Consider the following 25826-nt stretch of genomic DNA (forward strand, 5'->3'; position numbering starts at 1 on the left):
GTACCGCGTCGGGCGTTCCGGGTGTTCCGTCTGTTCCGTGTGCTCAGAGTGCCGCCGCCGGCTCCCGGGCCGGCACCCAGCAGCGGATGATGTCGCGGACCGAGACGATGCCGGCGGGTTCGCCGCGGTCGAGGACGACCAGGTGACGGAAGCCGCCGTGGGTCATGGCGTGGGCCGCCTCCTCCAGGGTCCAGGTCGGGGCGGCGAAGACGACGTCGGTGGTGGTGTGGCCGTGCGTGGTCTCCGTGTCCGGGTTCTGGCCGAGGCCCACGGAGTTGAGGATGTCGCGTTCGGTGAGGATGCCGATGCCGCCGGCGTCCGGGTCCAGGACCACTGCGGCGCCGACGCGACGGGCGGACATCAGGGCGGCTGCCTGGCGGAGGGTGTGGGCGGGGCCGACGGTGAGGATCACCGTGCTCATGGCGTCACGGACGAGCATGGAAGGGGGCCACCTCCTCGGGAATGCGTGAACGTGCGCGTCCGGTGCCGTCCTGCCGGGCGGCAGGGCACCTGTGGACACCGCACAAGTTCACAAGCGGGGGTAGGCCTCAGAGTGACAGGTAAAGGGAGAGTCAACAAGAGGGCGCGCGACGCCAGTTGAGGGCGCGCGCGGTGCCTCCGGCGACTCAGTCGCGCTGGTTGAGATACCCCAGCAACTCGTCGTGCAGCAGGCCGTTGGACGCGGCCGCGTTGCCGCTGTGGGGGCCCGGCCGGCCGTCGAGGCCGGTGAAGGTGCCGCCCGCCTCGGTGACGACGACCGCGGTCGCCGCCATGTCCCACAGCGACAGCTCCGGCTCCGCGCAGATGTCCACGGCGCCCTCGGCGACCAGCATGTAGGGCCAGAAGTCGCCGTACGCGCGCGTGCGCCACACCTCACGGGTCAGGTCCAGGAAACCGTTCAGACGGCCCTGCTCCTCCCAGCCGGAGAGCGAGGAGTACGCGAAGGAGGCGTCCGCGAGCCTGCCGACACCGGAGACGTGCATACGGGACGCGGAGGTCAGGCTGCGGCCGGTGAAGGCGCCGTGGCCCTTCGCGGCCCACCAGCGGCGGCCGAGCGCGGGCGCGGAGACGAGACCGACGACGGGCTGGAAGCCGCCCTCGCCCGCCTCCGTCAGGGCGATCAGGGTCGCCCAGACGGGGACGCCGCGGACGTAGTTCTTGGTGCCGTCGATCGGGTCGATCACCCAGCGGCGCGGGCCGGTGCCCTCGACGCCGTACTCCTCGCCCAGGACAGCGTCGCGCGGGCGGGCGCGCTGGAGCTGGCCGCGGATCAGTTCCTCCGCCGCCTTGTCCGCCTCACTCACCGGCGTCATGTCCGGCTTCGTCTCGACCTCGAGGTCGAGGGCCTTGAAACGGGCCATGGTCGCGGCGTCGGCCGCGTCCGCGAGGACGTGGGCGAGGCGGAGGTCGTCAAGGTAGTCCGGCATGTAAGGAACCGTATCTGCCGGGGCCGGTACGGGGCCACAAGGGGCCCGGGCGTCGGAGGACCCCAAAGGGGGGTGTTCGTGCGCGGACCCTTGACACCGCATGTGTGCGCGTCAAATCTGGGCGAAGTGTCGCTCACCCCAGGGAGGCGATGATGCCCCCAGCCCGGGAATCGCTACTGGACGCCGCCCGTACGGCACTCGCGCGCCTGCCGTGGTCCGCGGTGCGGATGGTGGACGTGGCCGCGGCGGCCGGGGTGTCCCGGCAGACGCTGTACAACGAGTTCGGCAGCAAGGACGGGCTGGCGCGGGCGCTGGTGCGGCGGGAGGCCGACGGGTATCTCGCCGGGGTGGAGCGGGCCCTGGCCGCGCACACCGAAGCGCGCGACCGGCTCACCGCCACTGCCGAGTGGATGGCCTCGGCCGCCCGCGACAACGCGCTGGTACGGGCCATGGTCACCGGCTGCTGGAGCGAGCGCCTGCCCGCGCCCGCCCTCTCCGGAGTGCCGTCCTCCTCCGCCGTGGTCCCGGCGCAGCGGCGGGCGGACGGGCCACTGCCGTCACCCGGCGACTTCGTGCGGATCGCGCGGGACCGGGCCGTCGTCGCGCTGACCGGCCCCGGCGCCGCCCCCGGTGACGCCGCCGGACTGGCCGTCTCCTGCGAGCTGGTCGTCCGCCTCGCCGTCTCCTGCGTCGCGGCGCCACCGGGGGAGGGCGGCATGGCGGCCCTGGTGCGCGACGCACTCCAACACCAACGGATATGACCGCCCGCCCTCCGGGCGGACGCCGCTACTTTGCGGACACGACCTAGTGGGACGAGCCCGAGAGCTGGAGGCCGATGACTCCGACGATGACCAGGGTGATGGAGACGATCTTCAGGGTGGACACCAGGTCGTCGAGGAAGACCATGCCGTAGATCGCGGTGCCCGCCGCGCCGATGCCCGTCCACACGGCGTAGGCCGGGCCCACGTCGAGCTTCTTCAGGGCCAGCGTCAGCAGGCCGAAGCTGCCCAGCGCGAAGCAGGCGAACGCGATGGTCGGCCACAGCCGGGTGAATCCGTGGGAGAGCTTCAGGCACACGGCGAAGCCGGTCTCCAGAACCCCGGCCACGATGACCAGCAGCCACGCCATGCGCTGTCCTCCCGTAGGTCCGGAATCCCGGCTCGGTGCGAGTATGCCCTTACCTGACTCGCACCCCGGCAAACCACGCGACGGTCAGTCGCCTTCCCGGCGCTCCCGGGTGGCCAGCAGCCGACGCAGGGAATACAGCCGGGCCGGGTCGGCGTGGCCCGCCTCGACCCACGCGTCCAGCGCGCAGTCCTGCTCGTCGTGGCTGCACGCGCGCGGACAGCCCTCGGTGCCCGGAACCAGGTCCGGGAAGGCGTTGATCACGCGGGAGGGGTCGATGTGCGCGAGCCCGAAGGAACGGACGCCCGGGGTGTCGATGACCCAGCCATCCCCCTCCCCGTCGCCCAGCGGCAGCGCGAGCGCCGAGGTGGTGGTGTGCCGGCCGCGGCCCGTCACCGCGTTCACGTGTCCCGTCGTACGCCGCCGGTCCTCCGGTACGAGCGCGTTGACCAGGGTCGTCTTGCCGACACCCGAGTGCCCCACGAACGCGGTGACCTTGCCGCGCAGATGCTCCAGCACCCGGTCCGCCGCGCCCCCGTTCTCCAGCTCCTCGCGGCTGGTCACCACGTACGGGATGTCCAGGTGGCCGTACAGCTCCAGCAGTTTGTCCGGTGAGGCCAGATCGGACTTGGTCATCACCAGCAACGGCTCCAGGCCGGCGTCGAAGGCCGCGACCAGGCAGCGGTCGATCAGCCGCGGGCGCGGCTCGGGGTCGGCGAGGGCGGTGACGATCGCGAGCTGGTCGGCGTTGGCCACGACGACCCGCTCGTAGGGGTCGTCGTCGTCGGCCGTGCGACGCAGTACCGAGGCCCGCTCCTCGATCCGCACGATCCGCGCGAGCGTGTCCTTCTTGCCCGAGAGGTCGCCGACGAGCGCCACCCGGTCACCGACCACGGCGGCCTTGCGGCCCAGCTCGCGGGCCTTCATCGCCAGCACCGTGCGGTCGTCGACCAGGCAGGTCAGCCGGCCCCGGTCGACGGTGAGGACCAGGCCCTCGGCCGCGTCCTCGTGCTTGGGCCGGATATGGGTCCGCGGCCGGTTGCCCTTGCGGTTGGGACGGGACCGGATGTCGTCCTCGTCGGTGTGCTTGCCGTAGCGGCGCATGGTTCCAGTCCGCCCGTCAGTTCCCGAGCATTCCGGCCCACAACTCGGGGAAGTCGGGCAGGGTCTTCGCCGTGGTCCCCACGTTCTCGATCTGCACGCCCTTGACCGCGAGGCCGATGACCGCGCCGGCCGTCGCCATGCGGTGGTCCTCGTAGGTGTGGAAGACGCCGCCGTGCAGCGCGCGCGGGCGGATGTGCAGGCCGTCGGCCGTCTCGGTGACGTCGCCGCCCAGCTCGTTGATCTCCTTGGTGAGCGCGGCCAGCCGGTCCGTCTCGTGCAGCCGCAGATGGGCCACGCCCCGCAGGGTCGAGGGGGAGTCGGCGAGCGCGGCGACCGCCGCGATGCCGGGGGTCAGCTCGCCGACGTCGCTCAGATCCACGTCGATGCCGTGGATCGCGCCCGAGCCGGTGAACACCAGCCCGAACTCGGTCAGTTCGCAGGAACCGCCCATCTCGGTGAAGATCTCCCGCAGCCGGTCACCCGGCTGGGTGGTCCGCTCCGGCCAGTCCGGGATCAGCACCTTGCCACCGGTGACCAGGGCGGCCGCCAGGAACGGCTGCGCGTTGGACAGGTCCGGCTCGATGGTGAGGTCGCGGCCGAGCAGCGCGCCCGGCGTCACCCGCCACACGTTCGGCTCGCCGCCCGACTCCGGGGTGTCCACCTGGGCGCCGACCGCGCGCAGCATGTCCACCGTCATGCGGATGTGCGGCATGGAGGGCAGGGTCGCGCCCGTGTGCCGGACCTCGACGCCCTGGTTGAAGCGCGGGGCGGACAGCAGCAGCGCCGAGACGAACTGCGAGGACGAGGAGGCGTCGATCGACACCGTTCCGCCGTCCAGGGCCCCGCTGCCGTGCACGGTCAGCGGCAGCGCGCCGCGGCCGTCGTCGTCGATCCGGGCGCCGAGCACGCGCAGCGCGTCGATCACACCGTGCAGGGGACGTTCGTACGACCGCGGGTCGCCGTCGAACCGGATCGGACCGTCGGCCAGCGCGGCCACCGGCGGCAGGAAGCGCATCACGGTGCCGGCGTTGCCGACGTCGACCGTGGCCGGACCGCGCAGGCCCGTCGGCAGCACCCGCCAGGCCTCGCCGGCGCCCTCGGGGCCGCCCGCGACGGAGGAGCTGGACGACACGGTCTCCTCGATCTCCACACCCATCGCGCGCAGCGCGCCCGCCATCAGCAGCGTGTCGCGGGAGCGCAGCGGGCGGCGCAGCCAGCCGGGCTCGGAGGCGAGGGCGGCCAGCACGAGAGCACGGTTGGTGACCGACTTGGAGCCGGGCACGTGGACCGTCGCGTCGACGGCCGCGGTCGCGTACGGGGCGGGCCAGAGGGCGGGGGATTCGGGCATGGCCCCACTCTATAAGGAGGGGCCGGTACGGGGCCTTCCGCACGTGCGGGCAGAGGGCCGCTCGGCGGCGTCGGAGCCGTGGGGCCGCAGCCGCGCACCGGCACGGCACGCACAGCACGCCCGGCACGCACAGTGACCACAGCGAGCCCGGCTGCCACAGCCCGGACGAGCCCGCCCGGCAGCCGAGGCCCGCGCCGCGCCGCCCGCCCGGCACGCTCGGTCCGCGCCGCCCGCCCGGCGGGCACGGCCCGCCCGCTCACGACTCCAGCAGCCAGCGCCCCCCGCCGATCAGCGAGCACAGCGACACCGCGTGGAACAGGAACAGCCACAGCCCCGCCGGTACGTGCGTCAGACGGGACAACTGGTCCGCGTCCGAGTCGCCCGCGTTTCCCCGGGACCGCTTGGCCTGGAGCTCGAAGGGCGGGCGCACCCCGCCGACGAGCAGGAACCACACCACCGCGTAGGCGAACGCCGCCTGCACCTGGGGGCCCGCCAGCCAGGAAACGAGCAGGAAGGCGCCGCCCGCCAGCACCACGGTCAGGACGCCGTAGGCGTTGCGGATCATCACCAGCATCGCCGCCAGCAGGGCCGTGGCCGCCCACAGCAGCACGGTGATGCGGCCGGCGGCCAGCAGCGCGGCGCCGCCGAGGCCCAGCAGCGAGGGGGCGGTGTAGCCCGCGGCCGCGGTGAGGATCATGCCCAGGCCGTACGGCTTGCCCCGGCTGACGGTGAGGCCGCTGGTGTCGGAGTGCAGGCGGATGCCGGTGAGCCGCCGTCCGGTGAGCAGGGCCACCAGACCGTGGCCGCCCTCGTGCGCGATCGTCACGGCGTTGCGGGATATGCGCCACACCGTGGGCGGTGCCACCACGGCGAGCGCGGCGCCCAGCGTGGCCAGGACCACCCACAGGTCGGGGTCGGGCTGGAGGCCGGTGAGCCGGTCCCACAGATCGGCGGCGGTGCTGCTGTCCATCTCGGTCGTCGGCTCCCTCAGGTGGTTCGGAATCTGGCACTGTGGCACATATGTGCGGACGGTATGCATCCAGTCGTAGGCCCGAGGATCTCGCAGGAGTCTTTGAAGTCGAGATGAGGGATCCCGAGGAGACCCTCGCGCCGGACTACAACGTGGCGCCGACCAAGGAGGTCTACGCCGTTCTGGACCGTCCCCTGAAGGACGCGGAAGACCGTCGTCCGGTTCGGCAGCTGCGCAAGCTGAAGTGGGGTCTGGTGCCTTCCTGGGCCAAGACGCCCGAGGGCGCCGCCCGGATGATCAACGCCCGCGCCGAGACCGTGCACGAGAAGCCCTCCTACCGCCGCGCCTTCGCCGCCCGGCGCTGCGTCATCCCCGCCGACGGCTACTACGAGTGGGTCACCGGCACGCAGGAGCGGGAGCTGGAGGTCGAGGGGAAGAAGAAGCGGCCGCGCAAGCAGCCGTACTTCGTGCTCCCGGCCGACGGCTCGGTCTTCGCGATGGCCGGGCTGTACGAGTTCTGGCGCGACCGGACCCTGCCCGAGGACCACCCGGGGGCCTGGTGGGCGACCTGCTCGGTGATCACCACCGAGGCGGAGCGGACCCCGCTGGCCGTGGCCCCCGCCGAGGGCCCGCACTCCCTCGCCGAGATCCACCCCCGCATGCCGCTGATGCTCACCCCGGACCGCTGGGACGCCTGGCTCGACCCCGCCCGCACGGACCCGGACGACCTGCGCGGGCTGCTGGTCCCGCCGCCCGAGGGCCTGATGCGCGCCTACCCGGTCTCCACGGCCGTCAGCAACGTCCGCAACAACGGCCCGGAGCTGCTGAAGGAGCTGGAGGCTCCGGAGGAGAGCACACTCTTCTGACGCCCTCCTGCGGGCGGTCCGGCCTCCGCACCCGATCCGGATCTACCCTTCTGCCGTGATCGAGACCATCGAGACCGACGCCGGGACCGCCCGCGTCACCTGGCACGAGGCGGACCGGGCGCGACGGGTGCTGGCCCTGAGCCACGGCGCGGGCGGTGGCATCGAGGCGCGCGACCTCCAGGCCCTCGCCCGCGTCCTGCCCGCCCACGGCGTGAGCGTCGCCCTGGTGGAGCAGCCCTGGCGCGTCGCGGGCAAGAAGGTCGCGCCCGCGCCCAGGACCCTGGACACCGGCTGGCGCGGGATCTGGCCGGCGCTGGCCGCGCCCGGGCTGCCGGTGATCTCCGGGGGGCGCAGCGCCGGCGCCCGCGTCGCCTGCCGTACCGCCGCCGAGCTGGGCGCCCGTGCCGTGCTCGCGCTGAGCTTCCCGCTGCACCCCCCGGGCCGGCCGGAGAAGTCCCGGGCGGCGGAACTGCTCGGAACCGGGGTGCCCACCCTGGTCGTGCAGGGCGGCAACGATCCCTTCGGCAGGCCGGAGGAGTTCCCCGAGGGGCCGTACGACCTGGTCGAGGTGGCGTACGGCGATCACGGCTTCGCCGTGCCCAAGCGGGCCCCGATCACCCAGGAACAGGCGCTGGAGATCCTCACCGACGGTGTCGCGCGGTGGGTCGCCTCACTCGGCTGACCCGGGGAATGTTGCGCGACGGGCCACTGTTGTGGCGGACAGGAGTGCTGGAGCGCCGGCACCGCGCCGTCGTAGGAGAGGAAGTCCGCCGCATGGGTTCGACCGCTTGCCCGAGCCGCAGCTGCCGCACTGACCTGGACTGGACGGTGCTGCGCGCACCCAAGGCCGCGCCTATTCGAGCGGCGGCGGGTACGGGTCGTGTTCTATCCTCCGAAACGAGTGGGATCGGTATCGGTTCCACCCGGGATCTTGAGGAGGTGGGTCCGGTCACCGGTACCGACGCAGGGACCGACAACGGTCAGGCGGAGCAGCCCGAGGGCCGGGGCACGGGCACGGAGTCGTCCGCCGAGCGCAGCGCGCGCTTCGAGCGGGACGCGCTCGAGTACCTCGACCAGATGTACTCGGCGGGCCTGCGCATGACGCGCAACCCGGCCGACGCCGAGGACCTGGTGCAGGAGACCTACGCCAAGGCGTACGCGTCCTTCCACCAGTTCCGCGAGGGCACCAACCTCAAGGCATGGCTGTACCGCATCCTCACCAACACGTTCATCAACTCGTACCGCAAGAAGCAGCGCGAACCCCAGCGCAGCGCGGCCGAGGAGATCGAGGACTGGCAGCTGGCCCGCGCCGAGTCGCACATGTCGACCGGTCTGCGCTCCGCCGAGTCGCAGGCGCTCGACCACCTGCCCGACTCGGACGTGAAGGCCGCGCTGCAGGCGATCCCCGAGGAGTTCCGCATCGCCGTCTATCTCGCGGACGTAGAGGGCTTTGCGTACAAGGAGATCGCGGACATCATGGGGACACCCATCGGTACGGTGATGTCCCGGCTGCACCGGGGCCGCCGCCAGCTGCGCGGAATGCTGGAGGACTACGCCCGTGAGCGGGGCCTGGTCCCGGCCGGCGCCGGGGAGTCGAACGAAGCGAAAGGCTCGGGCTCATGAGCTGCGGAGAGCCGCACGAGACGGACTGCAGTGAGGTCCTCGACCACCTGTACGAGTTCCTTGACAGTGAGATGCCGGACGTCGACCGCGACAAGTTCCAGCACCACTTCGAGGAATGCTCGCCGTGCCTGGAGAAGTACGGTCTGGAGCAGGCCGTGAAGAAGCTGGTCAAGCGGTGCTGCGGCCATGACGACGTGCCCGCCGACCTCCGTGCCAAGGTCATGGGGCGGATCGACCTGATCCGGTCCGGACAGACCGTCCCCGAGCACGACGTGACCGCCGCCGCCCAGGAGAGCTGAGCACCAGCACGTGACCGCCTCCGCCCACGAGGGCTGAGCACCAGCCGTCACCCGAACGTGCTAATCCTCGGGTCATAAGCTCCCCCGCCCCCGATCGCCGCCCTAGGCTCCGTGCCTGGACGGGGATGGTCGGGGGAGGGGTGTGATGGAGGCCGTTCCGGCGAGGGCACGGGGTTATGTGGCCGCGGTCGCCCTGCTCGCCGCGCTCTGCGTCCTGCGCCTGCCGGCCACGCACACCCCGTGGTGGGTCGTGGCCCTCCTGGCCGCGCTCTACGCCGTCTGCGAGTACGTCGTACGGCGCCGTTTCGGCGCCGGCTTCTATCCCGTCCTGCTCGCCGGGGCGTTCCTGCTGCCCCCGCCCGCCGCCGCGCTCGTCCCGCTGCCCGCGGCCCTGCTCACTTTCGTCGAGCACCCGCCCGTGCTGCTCCGGCGGCTCTGGCGGGTGGCGCAGCCCTCCCTCGCCGCGTGGGGCGCCGCCCAGGTGCACTGGGCGCTCGGCGGCCGCGACGCCATCGTCACCGCCGACTTCCCCCGCGTCCTGGTGCCCGCCGGAGCGGGCGTGCTGGCGTTCTGCCTGGTGCTCACGCTCCTCGACGGCGGCATCCTCGCCACGGCAGTGGGGGTGCCGGCGCGGCGGGCCTGGCGCGGCCTGTTCTGCCGCTCCCTCGCGCCCGTCGCCGTCCACGGACTCGCCGGGCTGATGATGGCCGTGCTGTGGCGCAGCCCGTACGGTCCCGTCGCAGCCCTGCTCGTCCTGCTGCCGATGGGCGTCTCCGGCTGGGTGTTCGCGCAGTACCACCGTGAGCGCGCCGCCCACCAGGCCACCATCCGCGCGCTGGTGCAGGCCGTCGACATCAAGGACGGCTACACCCGCGGCCACAGCGAGCGGGTCGGACGGGCCTCCGTGCTGATCGCCCGCGAACTCGGCATGGACGACGAACGCGTCGAGGTGCTGCGCTTCGCCGGCATCCTGCACGACGTCGGCAAACTCGGCGTCCCCACCCGGCTGCTGCGCAAGGACGGCCCCCTCACCCCCGAGGAACGGCGGATCATCGAGCTGCACCCCGAGTACGGCCACGAGATGGTCCGCGGGATCTCCTTCCTCGGCGAGGCCCGCGCCGCGATCCTGCACCACCACGAACGGCTCGACGGCAGCGGCTACCCCTACGGCCTGGCCGGCGACCGGATTCCCGAGTCCGCGCGCGTGGTCGCCGTCGCCGACGCCTTCGACGCGATGACCTCCACCCGCTCCTACAGCAGGGGCCGCCCCGTCGAGGTGGCCCTCACCGAGCTGGAGCGGTGCGCCGGCGCCCAGTTCGACCCCCGCATGGTCACGGCACTCGTCCGGGCCCTGCGCCGCTGCGGCTGGCACCCGGCGGTCACCGCCGACGAGCCGGCGCCCGGCGTGCCCGCCCCGGCACCCGCCGCCGGCCGGACGGAGGCCCGCCGGTGAGCGTGCGGGGACGGGCCGTCCACCGGCGCCCCGGTCCGCCGATGACCGCCCAGCGGCTCATCCACGGCTCCGCGGCGCTCGCCGCGGCCGGCTCGCTCGCCGTCACCCTGTGGACCGGACTCGACGACCGGGGCGTGGCGCTCGCCTTCGGCGTGCTCATCGCCGTCGGCGAGCTGGGCCGCTGGAGCGAGGCCCGGGTACGGCAGGCCGCACCGCTCGGCACCGCCGGCGCGCTGTCGTACGCGCTGCTCGGCGCTGACGCGGGCCGGCCCACCCACCACGACGCCGCCCAGGTCGTCACCGTCGTGCTCGCCGCCTCGCTGCTCGGCGGCGTCCCGCACATCTGGAGCGGCCGCACCCCGACCCTCGACCACCTGGCCCGGCGCGTCCTCGCCGTCGGATTCGCCGCCGTCTGCTTCCAACCCCTCTACAACCGGGGCGTCTTCACCCCCTGGGACGGTTCCGCGTACGCCCTGCTGCTCCTGGCCCTGCTCGTCCTCACCGCCCTGTGCGACGCCGTACTCGCCGCCGCCCTCGCCCACTCCCGCACCCGCTGGCCCTTCGGCCCGCTCCTGCGCGACGAACTGCGCGGACTGCTCGGCATCGGCTCCGCCGTGTGCGCGACCGGCGCGGTGATGGCGCTCGCGGTCGCCGTCGCCGGGATGTGGGCGCTGCCGGTGTTCTGCCTGCCCCTGCTCCTCACCCAGCTGTCCCTGCGCCGTTACGCGGCGGTCCGCGCCACCTACCGGCAGACCATCGCCTCCCTCGCCCGGGCCACCGAGATCGCCGGCTGCACCCCCTCCGGGCACGCCCACCGCGTGGCCGCCCTCAGCAAGGCCGTCGGCCGGGACCTGGGCCTGTCCGGGCCCGAGCTGACCGTCCTGGAGTACGCCGCCCTGATGCACGACATCGGCCAGCTCAGCCTGGTCGATCCGGTACCGGCCGGGGCCACCGCCGGCCTGCCCGCGGCGGACCAGCGGCGCATCGCGCTGCTCGGCGGGGCCGTCGTACGGCAGACCGGTGTGGACGGGACGGTCGCCGTGGTCGTGGAGCGGCTGGCGGACCCCTACCGGGAGCAGCCGGTCGCCGCCAGGATCGTCCGGGCCGTGAACGCGTACGAGGAGAAGACCCGCGACGCCGGCCCCGAAGGACCGCTGCGGGCACTGGAGGAACTGCGCCTCGCCACCGCCGCGGACTACGCGCCCGAGGTCGTGGAGGCACTCGCCCGGGTACTGAACCGGGACTGCCTTACCCTGCCCATGGCTGGGTAACCCATGGGTAATGAGCGGCCCTCCCGGCGTACGTGGTTGGATGCGAGGGAGAGAGTGTCCGGGGGCATCGGCCAGCCCACTGAGCGGAACTGGAACTGGCAGGCGGGAATCGTGAGGATCTTCGGCAAGGGACGGCACCGGCCCTCCGCCTCCTGGCGGCAGGCCACGGACCGCGCGTTCACGCTCATCGGCGACGGACGCTACGAGGACGCGGGCGAGCTGCTGACGCGGGCCGCCGATCTGGAACCCTGGCTGTCGGAGTCCTGGTTCAACCTCGCCCTGCTGCACAAGTTCCGGCACGACTGGGAACAGGCCCGCGCCGCCGGACTGCGCGCGGTGGCCCTGCTCGACCGGGAGACCGGCGCGCCCGACTGGTGGAACGTCGGCATCGCCGCCACCGCCCTCCAGGACTGGCCGCTGGCCCGCCGCGCCTGGCAGGCCTACGGGCTGCGGGTGCCGGGCGGCACCACCGTCGCCGAGGAGCCGCGCGGCATGGAGCTGGGCAGCGCGGCCGTACGGCTCTCCCCGGAGGGCGAGGCCGAGGTGGTGTGGGGGCGCCGCCTGGACCCGGCCCGCATCGAGGTGCTGTCCATCCCGCTTCCCTCGTCCGGGCGGCGCTGGGGCGAGGTCGTCCTGCACGACGGTGTCCCGCACGGCGAGCGCACCACCTCCGCCGGGCACTCCTACCCGGTCTTCGACGAGATCGAGCTGTGGGCGCCCTCGCCCGTCCCCACCTGGGTGGTCCTGCTGGAGGCGGCCACCGAGGCGGACCGGGACGCCCTGGAGCAGCTGGCCGCGGACGCCGGCTTCGCCGCGGAGGACTGGTCCTCCTCGGTACGGCTGCTGTGCCGGATGTGCTCGGAGTCACGGATGCCGTCCGACGAGGGCGAGGGGGTACACCTCGATCCACATGATCACAGTGAGCCCGGACACCCGGGGCCGCTGGGACACCGGACGGACGGGCAGCTGTGGGTGCCGGAGCGGGAGTGCGGGGTGGCGGCGCCGGCTGCGCTGGTGAGGGGGTTGCTGGACGGGTGGGTCGCCGACAGTCCGGACTCGCGGGACTGGCGGGACCTCGAAGAGGTCTGCTGAGGCATTCGGCGGGGCGTCTTTGGCTGGGGTGGGCTGAGGCCGAGGGGCGGTGCGGGTCGGCCGTGACTGGGTGGGCCGAGGCCGTCGGTCGGGTGCGGGTCGTGTGTGGCTGGTCGCGCAGTTCCCCGCGCCCCTGAATGGCTGCGCTTGTTTTCCCGCGCCCCTGGACGGTCGCCCTCGCTTTCCCGCGACCCTGAGGGGTCGCCCTCGCTTTCCCGCGACCCTGAGGGGTCGCTCCACGTACCCTGTATCAGCATTCACTCCGAGTTTCAGTGCAGGAAGGCGTACGTCGGTCATGGCTCAGCAGGACACCGATCAGCAGCACACGGGCGTGCTCCCCGTCGACGACGAGGGCTATGTCGTCGACACGCAGGACTGCGAGGAGCGCGAGAACGCCTGGCGTGAGCGCGGGACCTCGCGGCCGATCACGGTCGTCGGCAACCCGGTCCTGCACAAGGAGTGCCAGGACGTCACCGAGTTCGGCGAGGAGCTGGACCAGCTGGTGGCGGACATGTTCGCCAGCCAGCGCACCGCCGAGGGCGTGGGCCTGGCCGCCAACCAGATCGGTGTGGACCGGAAGGTCTTCGTCTACGACTGCATGGACGACGAGGGCGTCCGGCACGTCGGTGTGGTCTGCAACCCCAAGCTCGTCGACCTGCCCGCCGAGCGGCGCAGCCTGGACGACAGCAACGAGGGCTGCCTCTCCGTACCGACGGCGTACGCCACGCTCGCGCGTCCAGACTACGCCGAGGTCACCGGCCAGGACGAGAAGGGCAACCCGGTCAAGGTCCGCGGCACCGGCTACTTCGCACGGTGTTTGCAGCACGAGACGGACCACCTGTACGGCTACCTGTACATCGACCGGCTGTCCAAGCGCGACCGCAAGGACGCGCTGCGGCAGATGGCCGAGAACGAGCCGCGCTACCCCGTGGTCGCCAACGACTGAGACGGCCGCCGGCACCCCCGGCGACCGCACGAGAGCAGCCACGACGCCCGGCCGGGATCCTTCCCCGGCCGGGCGTCGTTCGTTTGTTCGCCACACGATTTCCGGCATCTTGGGGTGGTGAATGAAGCAAATCCGTTCCCACAACGGTCAGTTGTGGTGCTGAATGGGCAGTGCGGGGATACGCAACGGCGCACGCCCGGTACGGCACGGAGGGGTGTGCGCTCCTGGCGGCTGAGAGGGGACTGCTCGTGCACGCTTTCGCACACGGCACCACATCGTCGACAACGGTGGCAGTACCGCCGTCTCTCGCCCTCCCTGTGATCGAGGACGTGTTTCCCCGGCAACTCCACCCGTATTGGCCCAAGCTCCAGGAGAACACCCGCCGGTGGCTGCTGGAAAAACGGCTCATGCCTGCGGACAAGGTGCACGAATACGCCGATGACCTGCGCTACACGGACCTCATGGCGGGGTACTACGTCGGCGCCCCCGACGACGTCCTGCAGGCCATCGCGGACTACAGCGCGTGGTTCTTCGTCTGGGACGACCGCCACGACCGTGACATCGTCCACGGCCGGACCGAGGACTGGGCGCGCCTGCGGCGCCACCTGCACACGGCTCTCGACTCACCCGGGCAGCACCTGCACCACCCGGACCCCCTGGTAGCAGGGTTCGCCGACAGCGTGCTGCGGCTGTACGCGTTCCTTCCGCCCACCTGGAACCACCGGTTTGCCCGGCACTTCCACACGGTGATCGACGCCTACGACCGCGAGTTCCGCAACCGCACCGAGGGACGGGTGCCCGGCGTCGAGGAGTACCTGGCCCTCAGGCGGCTCACCTTCGCCCACTGGATCTGGACGGACCTGCTGGAGCCGAGCGCCGGCCTCGAACTCCCGGACGACGTGAGGAAAAACCCCGCCTATCGCCGTCCGGCCCTGCTGAGCCAGGAATTCGCCGCCTGGTACAACGACCTGTGCTCATTGCCCAAGGAAATAGCGGGCGACGAGGTCCACAATCTCGGCATCAGCCTCATCACACATGAGCGGATGACGCTCGAAGAAGCGGTGGAAGAACTGAGGCGACGCATCGAGGAATGCGTCAGCGAATTCCTCGAAGCCGAGCGGGAGGCCCTGCGGTTCGCCGACCGACTCGCCGACGGAACCGTCTCCGGAAAGGAACTCGGAGCGGCCGTGCGTGCCTGCGTCGGCAATATGCGGAACTGGTTCAGCACCGTCTACTGGTTCCACCACGAGTCCGGCAGGTACATGGTCGACAGCTGGGACGACCGCTCCACACCCCCGTACGTCAACAACGAAGCGGCAGGTGAGAAATGACCGTCGACTCCGTGCGGCCCGAGACGCGTGAGGCGTCCGAGCTGCGTGAACCGCCCCTCGCCGGGGGCGCCGTCCCGGGCCTCGGGCACGGCCTCAAACTCGTGCGCGACCCGCTCGCGTTCATGTCCCAGCTGCGCGACCACGGCGACGTCGTACGCCTCAAACTGGGCCCCAAGACGGTGTACGCCGTCACCACGCCGGAGCTCACCGGCGCACTCGCGCTCAGCCCGGACTACCACATCGCGGGGCCGCTGTGGGAGTCCCTCGAAGGCCTGCTCGGCAAGGAGGGCGTAGCGACGGCCAACGGCCCCCTGCACCGCCGCCAGCGGCGCACCATCCAGCCCGCTTTCCGTCTGGACGCCATTCCGGACTACGGCCCCGTCATGGAGGAGGAGGCGCACGCGCTCACGACGCGGTGGCGGCCCGGCGAGACCGTCGACTGCACCTCCGAGTCGTTCCGGACCGCCGTGCGCATCGCCGCCCGCTGTCTGCTGCGCGGCCAATACATGGACGAGCGGGCGGAACGGCTGAGCATGGATCTCACCACCGTCTTCCGCGGCATGTACCGGCGTATGGTGATCCCGCTCGGGCCGCTGTACCGGCTGCCGTTTCCGGCCAACCGTGAATTCAACCGGGCCCTGGCCGATTTGCATCTGCTGGTCGACGAGATCGTCACCGAGCGGAGGGCGTCCGGTCAAAAGCCGGACGATTTGCTGACGGCCTTGCTGGAGGCAAAGGACGACAATGGCGACCCCATCGGAGAACAGGAGATCCACGATCAGGTCGTCGCGATACTGACCCCCGGCAGCGAAACCATCGCCTCCACGATCATGTGGCTGCTCCAGCTCCTCGCGGACCATCCCGAACACGCCGAGAAGGTGCGCGCCGAGGTCGAATCCGTCACCGGCGGCCGCCCGGTCGCATTCGAGCACGTCCGCCGGCTCACCCACACCAACAACGTCGTCGTCGAGGCCATGCGCCTCAGGCCCGCCGTCTGGATACTGACGCGGCGCGCGATGGCCGACAGCGAGCTGGGCGGCTATCGCATCCCGGCCGGGGCGGACATCATCTACAGCCCCTACGCCATCCAGCGCGACGCCCGCTCCCACGACCGCCACCTCGACTTCGACCCCGACCGGTGGCTGCCGGAGCGGGCCAAGGAGGTGCCCAAGTACGCGATGAACCCGTTCAGCGTCGGCAACCGCAAGTGCCCCAGCGACCACTTCTCCATGGCCCAGCTGAGCCTGATCGTCGCCGCGGTCTCGGCGAAGTACCGCTTCGAGCAGGTCGGCGGGTCCGACGCCACCACCCGCGTGGGCATCACCCTGCGCCCGCACCGGCTGCTGGTGAAGCCCGTGGAGTGGTGAGGAACCCCTCCTGAACACCTCCTGATACCGGCGCGCGCTCAGGTGGCCCGAGGGCCCCGGAACGCGCGCCGGTAGGCGTTCGGCCGACCGGCCGCCTCCCGCGTGGAACCGTCCGAGGGCTGTGTACCCTCTCCTCTCACATCACAGAGGGAGGGACAGATGAGAGGCACAACTGGCCGAAGAGCCTGGGTCCTTGCGGGTGGGGCCGCCGCTCTGACACTGCTGGCGGCGACCGGGGCCCACGCGGAGGGGCGGGGCGACATCCGGGTCACCAAGACCGTGGTCGACAACGGGACCGACGTCGTCGTCGGCACGACGAAGACCGTGACGTTCCCGATCGCCATCACCGTCAAGGACAACTCGGGCGTGAAGGGCCTGACGCACGTCAGCGCCTTCAACTCGTCCAACGGGTACGGCTTCTTCGACTGGACCGGGTCGTCGTGCGCCAAGAAGTCGTCCACCACGTCGGTGTGCACGGCCACGATGAAGGTCGACCCGGCCTGGATCCCGGACAGCGACGACATCGACAGCAACAAGATCGCCGGTGTCTGGCAGGTCAACGCCACCGTCAAGGCGAACGACGGCGACTACTGGATCTCCGACCGCATCGCCCAGTTCAAGGTGAAGCGCGCCGCGAAGCTCACGACCGACGCGACTCCCGAGCCGGTCGCCAAGGGAGCCCGGCTCACCGTCACGGGCAAGCTGTCCCGGGCGAACTGGGAGGACCTGAAGTACCACGGGTTCACCGGGCAGCAGGTCAGGCTCCAGTACAGAGCGGCCGGCGCCGCCCACTACCAGACGGTCAAGACCGTGACGACGGGCGACGACGGAAAGCTGAGCACCAAGGTGACCGCCACGTCGGCGGGCAGCTGGCGCTGGTACTTCCCTGGCACGACGACGACCTCGCGGATCGTGTCGGCCGGGGACGCGGTGAAGCTGAAGTAGCCCTAGGGGGTGTCGTTTGGATCAGCTCGGGTCGCGACGCCCGGCACGGCACCTCGCCGCGTTGTCGGATCAGCCGAGTACGTCCGGTACGCGGCAGATCCTCCGCCTTGCGAGGCACCGCACCGGACGCCGCGGCCTGATCCGGCCTGATCCAAACGACACCCCCTGGCTCAGAAGTCCTCGTCCAGGTCGACCGTGCCCTCCACGGCGACCTGGTACGCCGACGCGCGGCGCTCGAAGAAGTTCGTCAGCTCCTGGACACCCTGCAGCTCCATGAAGGAGAACGGGTTCTCCGAGCCGTACACCGGGGCGAAGCCCAGGCGCGTCAGACGCTGGTCGGCGACGCACTCCAGGTACTGCCGCATGGACTCCGTGTTCATGCCCGGCAGGCCCTCACCGCACAGGTCACGGGCGAACTGCAGCTCGGCCTCGACGGCCTCCGCCAGCATGTCGGTGACCTCCTGCTGGAGCTGGTCGTCGAACAGCTCCGGCTCCTCCTTGCGGACGGTGTCGACCACGTCGAAGGCGAAGGACATGTGCATCGTCTCGTCACGGAACACCCAGTTGGTGCCCGTGGCGAGGCCGTGCAGCAGACCACGGCTGCGGAACCAGTAGACGTACGCGAAGGCGCCGTAGAAGAACAGGCCCTCGATGCACGCGGCGAAGCAGATCAGGTTCAGCAGGAAGCGGCGGCGGTCCGCCTTGGACTCCAGACGGTCCAGCTTCTCGACCTCGTTGATCCACTTGAAGCAGAAACCGGCCTTCTCGCGGATGGAGGGGATGTTCTCCACCGCGTCGAAGGCGGCCGCCCTGTCCGCCGGATCGGGGAGGTAGGTGTCCAGGAGCGTCAGGTAGAACTGGACGTGCACGGCCTCCTCGAACAGCTGACGGCTCAGGTAGAGCCGCGCCTCGGGGGAGTTGATGTGCTTGTACAGCGTCAGCACCAGGTTGTTCGCGACGATCGAGTCGCCCGTCGCGAAGAAGGCCACCAGACGGCCGATCAGGTGCTGCTCCTCAGGGGACAGCTTCGCGAGGTCGGCCACGTCCGAGTGGAGGTCGACCTCCTCCACGGTCCAGGTGTTCTTGATGGCGTCCCGGTAGCGCTCGTAGAAGTCCGGGTAGCGCATGGGACGCAGGGTCAGCTCGAAGCCCGGGTCGAGAAGGTTGGTGTTACGGCTGGACATTACTGGCAGGCCTCGCAGGACTCGGGGTTCTCAAGGGAGCAGGCGACGGCGTCGGGGTCGGCGGCCTGCTGGACGGGAATGGTGGCCTGCGCCTTGGCGGCGCGGGCGATGCGGGTCGCCGGGCGCGAGCGCAGGTAGTACGTCGTCTTCAGGCCCTGCTTCCAGGCGTACGAGTACATCGAGGAGAGCTTGCCGATGGTCGGCGTCTCCAGGAACAGGTTCAGCGACTGCGCCTGGTCCAGGAACGGGGTACGGGCCGCCGCCATGTCGATCAGGCCGCGCTGCGGGATCTCCCACGCCGTGCGGTACAGCCGCCGTACGTCCTCGGGGATCCAGACGAAGTCCTGCACCGAGCCGCTGGCGTCGCGCAGCGCCTCACGGGTGCGCGCGTCCCACACGCCCAGCTCCTTGAGCTCGCGCACCAGGTACGAGTTGACCTGGAGGAACTCGCCGGACAGCGTCTCGCGCTTGAACAGGTTGGACACCTGCGGCTCGATGCACTCGTACACGCCCGCGATGGACGCGATGGTGGCCGTCGGCGCGATGGCGAGCAGCAGGGAGTTGCGCATGCCGACCGAGGCGATCCGCTCCCGCAGGGCCGCCCAGCGCTCGGGCCAGTTCAGCTCGACGTCGAAGTGGTCGGGGTGCAGCACACCCCGGGCCGTACGGGTCTTCTCCCAGGCCGGCAGCGGGCCGCTGCGCTCGGCCAGGTCGGCGGAGGCCTCGTACGCGGCGAGCATGATGCGCTCGGCGATGCGCGAGGACAGGGCCTTCGCCTCGGCGGAGTCGAAGGGCAGACGCAGCTTGAAGAAGACGTCCTGCAGACCCATGGCACCCAGGCCCACCGGACGCCACTTGGCGTTGGAGCGGCCCGCCTGCTCGGTCGGGTAGAAGTTGATGTCCACGACGCGGTCGAGGAAGGTCACCGCGGTGCGGACCGTCTCGTCCAGCCGCTTCCAGTCGATGTCCCCGTCGACGACGAAGGCGCCCAGGTTCACCGAACCGAGGTTGCAGACCGCCGTCTCGCCGTCGTCCGTGACCTCCAGGATCTCCGTGCAGAGGTTGGAGGAGTGGACGACGTTGCCCGGCTCGGCCGTCTGGTTGGCGGTGCGGTTGGCGGCGTCCTTGAAGGTCATCCAGCCGTTGCCGGTCTGCGCGAGGGTGCGCATCATGCGGCCGTACAGCTCACGGGCCGGCATGGCCTTCTTCGCGAGCCCCGCGGCCTCGGCCTTGCGGTAGGCGGCGTCGAACTCCGCGCCCCACAGGTCGACCAGCTCGGGCACGTCCGCCGGGGAGAACAGCGACCACTGCTCGTCGGCGTTGACCCGGCGCATGAACTCGTCCGGGATCCAGTGCGCGAGGTTCAGGTTGTGCGTACGGCGCGCGTCCTCACCGGTGTTGTCGCGCAGCTCCAGGAACTCCTCGATGTCGGAGTGCCAGGTCTCCAGGTACACCGCGGCCGCGCCCTTGCGCCGGCCGCCCTGGTTCACCGCGGCGACCGAGGCGTCGAGGGTCTTCAGGAACGGCACGATGCCGTTGGAGTGCCCGTTGGTGCCGCGGATCAGCGAACCGCGGCTGCGGATACGGGAGTACGACAGACCGATGCCGCCGGCGTGCTTGGAGAGGCGGGCCACCTGGTGGTAGCGGTCGTAGATGGAGTCCAGCTCGTCCAGCGGGGAGTCGAGCAGGTAGCAGGACGACATCTGGGGATGCCGCGTGCCGGAGTTGAAGAGCGTGGGGGAGGACGGGAGGTAGTCCAGGCGGCTCATCAGGCCGTAGAGCGCGGTGACCTCGTCCACGGAGCGGGCGCTGTCGTCCTCGGCCAGACCGCACGCGACGCGCAGCATGAAGTGCTGGGGGGTCTCGATCACGTGCCGGGTGATCGGGTGGCGCAGCAGGTAGCGGCTGTGCAGCGTGCGCAGGCCGAAGTAGCCGAAGCGGTCGTCGGCGCCCGTGTCGATCAGCGCGTCCAGCCGCTCGGCGTGCAGCCGCACGAACTCGGCGGTGCGGTCGGCGACGAGCCCTTCCCGGTGCCCGACCACGACGGACTCCGTGAAGGAGGTCACCCCCTGCGAGGCGGCCTCGGCGCGGATGGAGAGGGTCAACAGGCGGGCGGCCAGGCGCGAGTACGCGGGGTCCTCGGAGATCAGGCCGGCGGCCGCCTCCGTGGCCAGTTCGCGCAGCTCCGCCTCGTCGGCCCGGGCCGAGCGGCCGCGCAGCGCGGCGGCGGCGACCCGGCCGGGGTCGGCGTCGGGGAGGTCGGCGGTCAGCTCGGTCAGGGTCCGCAGCAGCGCGGCACCCGGACCGTCGGTCTCCACCGGGGCCTCGGTCGCCAAGGTGGCTGAAGCCGGATCGGCAGGCGCGATGGTCACGTGGGGGCTCTCCCTCGCTCGGCACGGGGGCCTGGCGGAGGGCATTGGCAGCACGAGCGCACACGGCGTCGCGTCCACCGGCCCACTCCACGAGGCCCGGACGTCTTGGGGCACCCGGACCGGACGGCCGGGCGCGGCTGTCGACAGGTCCTCGGACTGACCGAGCACACGCCGCCTCAGGGACGGACACGTACAAGTACACCGTTGCGGGACAGTTCCGGATTCGCACCGGATTCCCCTGCGGCGACAGCGATGACGAGCATACATCTAGTGCTGGGCTGCCGTGGCACCACCAGATGTTGTGTCTGCTGTGTGTCGTGCTGGATTCAGAGCGTCAACACGCACGGCAGCGGGCCGCCGTGGGACATGCTCCACGACGGCCCGCTGCGGGGTCATCACGACCGGGTGCGCGGCTCCTGCGAGCCCCTTGTGGGACTAGTGAGCACTCCCCGCAGTGGCCGGGGGAAGCTCCGCCCGGACGCCCGGGTCGCCCGCGTCCGCGGTGTAGTCCTCCGGCCTGGTCTCGTCGACGCCCTCGGGGGCCTTCAGCGCCTTCAGGGCGAAGGTGAGGACCACGGTGACGACCACGTTCAGGACGAACGCCGTGAGGCCGATGTAGCCGATCTCACCGATGCCCGGGATCTCCTTGGCCGAGCCGCCGAAGTGCGCCTGCGTCGGGGAGGCGACCCCGTAGGCGGCGGCCGTGCCGTAGATCATGCCGACCGCCCAGCCGGCCAGCAGCGCCCAGCGGTGGAACCAGCGGGTGAACAGGCCGCCGACCAGGGCCGGGAAGGTCTGCAGGATCCAGATGCCGCCGAGCAGCTGGAAGTTGATGGCGACCGTCTTGTCCATGGTCAGGACGAAGACCAGCGCGCCCACCTTCACCAGCAGGGAGACCAGCTTGGAGACCTTGGTCTCCTGCTCGGGCGTGGCGTCCGGCTTGATGAAGTCCTTGTAGATGTTGCGGGTGAACAGGTTCGCCGCCGCGATCGACATGATCGCCGCCGGCACCAGCGCGCCGATGCCGATCGCCGCGAAGGCCACGCCCGCGAACCAGGACGGGAACATGTCCTCGAACAGCTGCGGGATCGCCAGCTGCCCGTTGGTGACCTTCACCCCGGCCGCGATCGCCATGAAGCCCAGCAGGGCCAGCAGGCCGAGCATGAGGGAGTACAGCGGCAGGATCGTGGTGTTGCGGCGGATCACGTCACGGCTCCTGGACGACAGGGTCGCGGTGATCGAGTGCGGGTACATGAAGAGCGCGAGGGCCGAGCCGAGCGCCAGGGTGGCGTACGTCCACTGGCCCGCCTCCGCCGGCACGAGAGCGCCGCGCGGCTTGCCGGTCGCCGGATTGACCTGGGAGAACGCCTTGTCGGCCTGGGCGAAGATGTCGTGGAACCCGCCGAGCTTGATCGGGATGTAGATGATCGCCACCACGATGACGAGGTAGATCAGGCCGTCCTTGACGAACGCGATCAGCGCGGGCGCGCGCAGTCCCGAGGAGTAGGTGTACGCCGCCAGCACGCCGAAGGCGATGAGCAGCGGCAGGTCCTTCACGAACCAGTTGGTGTTCTCCCCGCCGCCGACGCCCATCACGTCCAGCACCGCCTGGATGCCGACGAGCTGGAGTGCGATGTACGGCATGGTCGCGAGGATGCCGGTGACCGCCACGGCCAGCGACAGGCTCTTGGACCCGAAGCGGCCGCGCACGAAGTCCGAGGTCGTCACGTATCCGTGCTTGTGCGAGACCGACCACAGCCGGGGCAGGAAGGTGAAGATCAGCGGGTAGACCAGGATCGTGTACGGCACCGCGAAGAAGCCCGCCGCGCCCGCCGCGTAGATCGCCGCCGGCACCGCGACGAAGGTGTACGCCGTGTACAGGTCGCCGCCGAGCAGGAACCAGGTGACCCAGGTGCCGAACGACCGGCCGCCCAGGCCCCATTCGTCCAGCGACTGCTCGTTGTCGGACTTGCGCCAGCGCGCAGCCAGGAAGCCCATGACCGTGACGGCCAGGAAGAAGAAGACGAAGACGCCGAGCGCGACGCCGTTGACACCGTCCTTCACTGCGCCGCACCCCCCTTCGCGGCACCGCGGGCGCGCTGGTCACGCTGCCACAGCTGGTACGCGAGCATGGTGAGCGCGGTCGAGATCAGCACCCACAGCATCTGGTACCAGTAGAAGAACGGGATCCCGATGAACGCCGGGTCCGTCTTGGCGAACGAGCCGACCCACAGCATCGCCACGAACGGCGCGACGAGACACAGGGCGATGACGACGCGCACCGGTGTCACCACCGGTGGTGACACCGGTGGTCTGGCTTCTTCGGGTGCTTCGGACATGCGGTGGCTCCGTCCCCTCGCTGATCACACGCGTAATGGGGACGAAATCTAGGTGACGGTGTCGCCGCAGCGGAAGACCTCGTCCGGATATCGGTATGTCGATTTCGCGGGCGCGATGTGGAGACTCCGCGCCGACACCGGATCTGAGGCGGCGTCAGCCGTACTGTGCCGCGCCGGTCGTGCCGTGCCACGCCGGTGCAGCGCGCCGCGCCGGCCTCACCGCGCGGACGTTCTCGGCGCGGACGTTCTCAGTCCAGCGGACGCTTCAGCCGCGCCACGAACTTGTAGCGGTCGCCCCGGTAGACGGACCGCACCCACTCCACCGGCCTGCCCTCGCGGTCCACGGAGTGTCGGGACAGCATCAGCATCGGCAGACCGACGTCGGTGCCGAGCAGGCCCGCCTCGCGCGGGGTGGCCAGGGAGGTCTCGATGGTCTCCTCGGCCTCGGCGAGATGGACGTCGTAGACCTCGGCGAGCGCGGTGTAGAGGGACGTGTACTTGACGAGCGAGCGGCGCAGCGCGGGGAAGCGTTTCGCCGAGAGGTGGGTGGTCTCGATGGCCATCGGCTCGCCGTTGGCCATGCGCAGCCGCTCGATGCGCAGCACGCGTCCGCCGGCGGTGATGTCGAGCAGCTCGGCGAGGCGGTCGTCGGCGGTGACGTAGCCGATGTCGAGCAGCTGCGAGGTCGGCTCCAGGCCCTGGGCGCGCATGTCCTCGGTGTAGGAGGTCAGCTGCAGCGTCTGGGAGACCTTGGGCTTGGCGACGAAGGTGCCCTTGCCCTGGATGCGTTCGAGCCGGCCCTCGACGACGAGTTCCTGCAGGGCCTGGCGGACGGTGGTGCGGGAGGTGTCGAACTCGGCCGCCAGCGTGCGCTCGGGCGGCACCGGTGTGCCCGGCGCCTGCGTCTCCGTCATCTCGAGCAGATGCTTCTTCAGACGGTAGTACTTGGGGACGCGAGCCGTACGGACGGTCACGCCGGCCTCGTTCTCCCCGCTGCTGACGTCGGTGCTCATGCTCTGCCTTCCCGGCTCCGGATGCCGAAAGCGACCGACGTCCCGTCGGTCACGGCTCACATCGTGGCACGGCCGCGTGTGCGGGGGTCCACCCGCACGTTCCGTGATCTCCCCCTGTATACCTCCGCACCCTCAGTTGGTCTAGTCCATCGTCGGACGGGGTGGGAGTGGTCCACCGGAACTGGGCAGTCCGATCTGTCGCTTGCGTTATGAAAGATCCCTGCATATCTCGGTCGCATCACGGACGCCGCGCACCTGCTTGAACACCCTTGACAGGCCTATTGGTCTGGGCCAAGCTCCCCGTGCTGGTCTACACCATTGGTCCAGGTCCCGGCCCCATGGGCGGTACGTGCCACGACGGTCGCCGCGGGGAGCCAGGGGGGTTCGAGGGCATCCCTGAGGAGGGTGGCGTGAAGCGCAGGCTGATAGCCGCGATCGGTATCGCGGGCATGGTCGTCTCCGTCGCGGCGTGCGGCAGTGACAGCAAGGACGGCAAGGCTCAGGGGGCGGACGCCAAGGAGCTGACCGTCTGGCTCACCGTCGACGCCCAGAACAACTGGCCCGACCTGGTGAAGGCCGCCGACGCCGCCGTGCAGAAGAAGCACCCCGGCATCGACATCAAGCACGAGTACTACGGCTGGCCGGACAAGAACACCAAGCTGGACGCCGTCCTCGCCACCGACAAGGCCCCCGACGTCGTCGAGATGGGCAACTCCGAGATGCTGGGCTACATGGTCAAGGGCGCCTTCGCCCCCGTCGACCCGGCACGGTTCACCAACTCCGCCGCCTGGCTGGACGGCCTCAAGACCTCGGTGACGTACGACGGCAAGACCTACGGCGTGCCGTACTACGCCGGCGGCCGCGTCGCCAACTGGCGCAAGGACATCGCCGCTTCGGTCGGCGTCCGCACGCCCCCGAAGACCTACGCCGAGCTGACCGCCGACCTGGACAGGATCCAGAAGAAGGAGGGCGGGAAGTTCAGCGCCTGGTACCAGCCCACCCGTGACTGGTACGCGGGCATGTCCTTCGTCTACGACGCCGGCGGCTCCATCGCCAAGGAGGAGGGCGGCCAGTGGAAGGCCACCCTCTCCTCGCCCGAGTCGGTCAAGGGCCTGACGGAGTTCAAGAACGTCGTCGGCAAGTACATGCACGGCGACAGGACCAAGGACGAGTCCGACCGCTACATCGTCTACGGCCAGGGCAAGTCCGCCATGATCTTCGCCGCCGCCTGGGAGGGCGCCACCGCGGCCGACCCGAAGAACGACAAGACGGGCAAGCTCAAGGACAACCTCGAGAACTTCGTGATGCCCGGGCCGTCCGGCAAGAACATGCCCGTCTTCCTCGGCGGCTCCGACCTCGCCATTCCGGTCAAGTCCAAGGCCCAGGGCGTCGCCGCCGAGTGGATCGACGCCTTCACCGGCACCTCCGGCCAGAAGGGCCTGATGGCCAAGGGCAACCTGCCCAACAACAAGACCGACCTCGCCACCCTCAAGAACGACCCGGCGACCGCCGTGCCCGCCACCGCGGCCGAGTCCAGCTGGTTCGTCCCGATGGCCCCCGGCTGGGGCCAGGTCGAGAAGGCCCAGGTCCTGCAGACCATGCTGCAGAGCATCGGCACCGGAAGGAAGTCGGTCGAGGCCGCCGCGAAGGACGCGGACGCCGCGATCGACAAGGTCATCAACAACAAGTGACCCGGAGCGGGGCCCCGTCCGCCGACGGGGTCCCGCTTCTCGTACGACTCCAGGGACCGC

The 25826-nt window shown here is 70.8% G+C and carries 24 protein-coding genes and 1 riboswitch; of the genes, 13 read left to right on the plus strand and 11 right to left on the minus strand.

Annotated features, from left to right (window positions below):
* Positions 1–43 precede the first annotated feature (43 nt).
* Together OIB37_RS24340 and hisN are read right to left on the minus strand one after the other, a co-directional pair.
* Positions 44–439: a CBS domain-containing protein gene (locus OIB37_RS24340; protein WP_330459726.1), complete on the minus strand. Its 396-nt coding sequence runs from the start codon at positions 437–439 to the stop codon at positions 44–46.
* Between the two features lie 187 nt (positions 440–626).
* On the minus strand, positions 627–1427 hold the full coding sequence (gene hisN / locus OIB37_RS24345) for a histidinol-phosphatase (RefSeq protein ID WP_330459727.1): 801 nt from the start codon (positions 1425–1427) through the stop codon (positions 627–629).
* A 152-nt stretch (positions 1428–1579) separates the two neighbouring features.
* Between hisN and OIB37_RS24350 the strand changes: the two genes are divergently transcribed.
* Positions 1580–2188, plus strand: a complete 609-nt coding sequence (locus OIB37_RS24350) for a TetR/AcrR family transcriptional regulator (RefSeq protein ID WP_443058196.1) — start codon at positions 1580–1582, stop codon at positions 2186–2188.
* A 43-nt stretch (positions 2189–2231) separates the two neighbouring features.
* On the opposite strand, the gene OIB37_RS24355 is transcribed toward OIB37_RS24350, so the two are convergent.
* The 4 genes from OIB37_RS24355 to OIB37_RS24370 all read right to left on the minus strand — a co-directional run bounded on the left by OIB37_RS24355 (position 2232) and on the right by OIB37_RS24370 (position 5974).
* Complete coding sequence (locus OIB37_RS24355) at positions 2232–2555, minus strand: DMT family transporter (RefSeq protein ID WP_330459729.1); 324 nt, start codon at positions 2553–2555, stop codon at positions 2232–2234.
* Between the two features lie 84 nt (positions 2556–2639).
* The gene (gene rsgA / locus OIB37_RS24360) at positions 2640–3656 is read right to left on the minus strand and encodes a ribosome small subunit-dependent GTPase A (protein WP_330459730.1); all 1017 of its coding nucleotides are present in this window, start codon (positions 3654–3656) and stop codon (positions 2640–2642) included.
* 16 nt (positions 3657–3672) lie between these two features.
* The gene (aroA, locus tag OIB37_RS24365; protein WP_330459731.1) at positions 3673–5004 is read right to left on the minus strand and encodes a 3-phosphoshikimate 1-carboxyvinyltransferase; all 1332 of its coding nucleotides are present in this window, start codon (positions 5002–5004) and stop codon (positions 3673–3675) included.
* A 256-nt stretch (positions 5005–5260) separates the two neighbouring features.
* On the minus strand, positions 5261–5974 hold the full coding sequence (locus OIB37_RS24370; protein WP_330459732.1) for a M50 family metallopeptidase: 714 nt from the start codon (positions 5972–5974) through the stop codon (positions 5261–5263).
* 50 nt (positions 5975–6024) lie between these two features.
* On the opposite strand from OIB37_RS24370, the gene OIB37_RS24375 reads away from it, so the two are divergent.
* The 11 genes from OIB37_RS24375 (at position 6025) to OIB37_RS24425 (ending at position 17167) form a co-directional block, all read left to right on the plus strand.
* Positions 6025–6840 (plus strand): SOS response-associated peptidase, encoded by an 816-nt coding sequence (locus OIB37_RS24375; RefSeq protein ID WP_330459733.1) that lies wholly within the window; start codon positions 6025–6027, stop codon positions 6838–6840.
* A 55-nt stretch (positions 6841–6895) separates the two neighbouring features.
* The gene (locus tag OIB37_RS24380) at positions 6896–7522 is read left to right on the plus strand and encodes an alpha/beta hydrolase family protein (protein ID WP_330459734.1); all 627 of its coding nucleotides are present in this window, start codon (positions 6896–6898) and stop codon (positions 7520–7522) included.
* 257 nt (positions 7523–7779) lie between these two features.
* Positions 7780–8463, plus strand: coding sequence for an RNA polymerase sigma factor SigR (gene sigR / locus OIB37_RS24385; protein WP_330459735.1), 684 nt, complete (start codon positions 7780–7782; stop codon positions 8461–8463).
* Positions 8460–8762, plus strand: a complete 303-nt coding sequence (gene rsrA, locus OIB37_RS24390; protein WP_330459736.1) for a mycothiol system anti-sigma-R factor — start codon at positions 8460–8462, stop codon at positions 8760–8762. The genes sigR and rsrA overlap by 4 nt, the downstream gene beginning before the upstream one ends.
* A 145-nt stretch (positions 8763–8907) precedes the next feature.
* Positions 8908–10215, plus strand: coding sequence for an HD-GYP domain-containing protein (locus tag OIB37_RS24395; RefSeq protein ID WP_330459737.1), 1308 nt, complete (start codon positions 8908–8910; stop codon positions 10213–10215).
* Between the two features lie 41 nt (positions 10216–10256).
* The gene (locus tag OIB37_RS24400) at positions 10257–11486 is read left to right on the plus strand and encodes an HD-GYP domain-containing protein (protein ID WP_330461955.1); all 1230 of its coding nucleotides are present in this window, start codon (positions 10257–10259) and stop codon (positions 11484–11486) included.
* 111 nt (positions 11487–11597) lie between these two features.
* Positions 11598–12578, plus strand: a complete 981-nt coding sequence (locus OIB37_RS24405) for a hypothetical protein (RefSeq protein ID WP_330461956.1) — start codon at positions 11598–11600, stop codon at positions 12576–12578.
* A gap of 295 nt (positions 12579–12873) precedes the next feature.
* The gene (gene def / locus OIB37_RS24410; protein ID WP_330459738.1) at positions 12874–13524 is read left to right on the plus strand and encodes a peptide deformylase; all 651 of its coding nucleotides are present in this window, start codon (positions 12874–12876) and stop codon (positions 13522–13524) included.
* 248 nt (positions 13525–13772) lie between these two features.
* Positions 13773–14855 (plus strand): epi-isozizaene synthase, encoded by a 1083-nt coding sequence (gene cyc1 / locus OIB37_RS24415; protein ID WP_330459739.1) that lies wholly within the window; start codon positions 13773–13775, stop codon positions 14853–14855.
* Positions 14852–16222: a bifunctional albaflavenone monooxygenase/terpene synthase gene (locus OIB37_RS24420; RefSeq protein ID WP_330459740.1), complete on the plus strand. Its 1371-nt coding sequence runs from the start codon at positions 14852–14854 to the stop codon at positions 16220–16222. Before cyc1 ends, OIB37_RS24420 begins: the two co-directional genes overlap by 4 nt.
* Positions 16223–16381: 159 nt before the next feature.
* Entirely contained in the window at positions 16382–17167 is a 786-nt protein-coding gene (locus tag OIB37_RS24425; RefSeq protein WP_330459741.1) for a hypothetical protein, read from the plus strand.
* A gap of 170 nt (positions 17168–17337) precedes the next feature.
* Here OIB37_RS24425 and OIB37_RS24430 read toward each other — a convergent pair whose 3' ends face one another.
* From OIB37_RS24430 to OIB37_RS24450, 5 genes are all read right to left on the minus strand, one after another.
* Positions 17338–18351, minus strand: coding sequence for a ribonucleotide-diphosphate reductase subunit beta (locus OIB37_RS24430; RefSeq protein WP_330459742.1), 1014 nt, complete (start codon positions 18349–18351; stop codon positions 17338–17340).
* A complete protein-coding gene (locus OIB37_RS24435; RefSeq protein WP_330459743.1) occupies positions 18351–20723 on the minus strand; it encodes a ribonucleoside-diphosphate reductase subunit alpha in 2373 nt (790 codons plus the stop codon). Before OIB37_RS24435 ends, OIB37_RS24430 begins: the two co-directional genes overlap by 1 nt.
* A gap of 125 nt (positions 20724–20848) precedes the next feature.
* A riboswitch (cobalamin riboswitch) is annotated at positions 20849–20986 on the minus strand.
* A 172-nt stretch (positions 20987–21158) separates the two neighbouring features.
* On the minus strand, positions 21159–22787 hold the full coding sequence (mctP, locus tag OIB37_RS24440) for a monocarboxylate uptake permease MctP (RefSeq protein WP_330459744.1): 1629 nt from the start codon (positions 22785–22787) through the stop codon (positions 21159–21161).
* Positions 22784–23062 carry a DUF3311 domain-containing protein gene (locus tag OIB37_RS24445; protein ID WP_330459745.1) on the minus strand — a complete coding sequence of 93 codons (279 nt, stop codon included), beginning with the start codon at positions 23060–23062 and terminating at the stop codon, positions 22784–22786. The genes mctP and OIB37_RS24445 overlap by 4 nt, the downstream gene beginning before the upstream one ends.
* Positions 23063–23310: 248 nt before the next feature.
* Positions 23311–24075 (minus strand): GntR family transcriptional regulator, encoded by a 765-nt coding sequence (locus OIB37_RS24450; RefSeq protein WP_330459746.1) that lies wholly within the window; start codon positions 24073–24075, stop codon positions 23311–23313.
* A 410-nt stretch (positions 24076–24485) separates the two neighbouring features.
* Here OIB37_RS24450 and OIB37_RS24455 point away from each other — a divergent pair, with 410 nt between their 5' ends.
* Positions 24486–25766: an extracellular solute-binding protein gene (locus OIB37_RS24455; RefSeq protein ID WP_330459747.1), complete on the plus strand. Its 1281-nt coding sequence runs from the start codon at positions 24486–24488 to the stop codon at positions 25764–25766.
* Positions 25767–25826: the final 60 nt, after the last annotated feature.

This window comes from Streptomyces sp. NBC_00820 (genome assembly GCF_036347055.1).
Classification (GTDB): Bacteria; Actinomycetota; Actinomycetes; order Streptomycetales; family Streptomycetaceae; genus Streptomyces.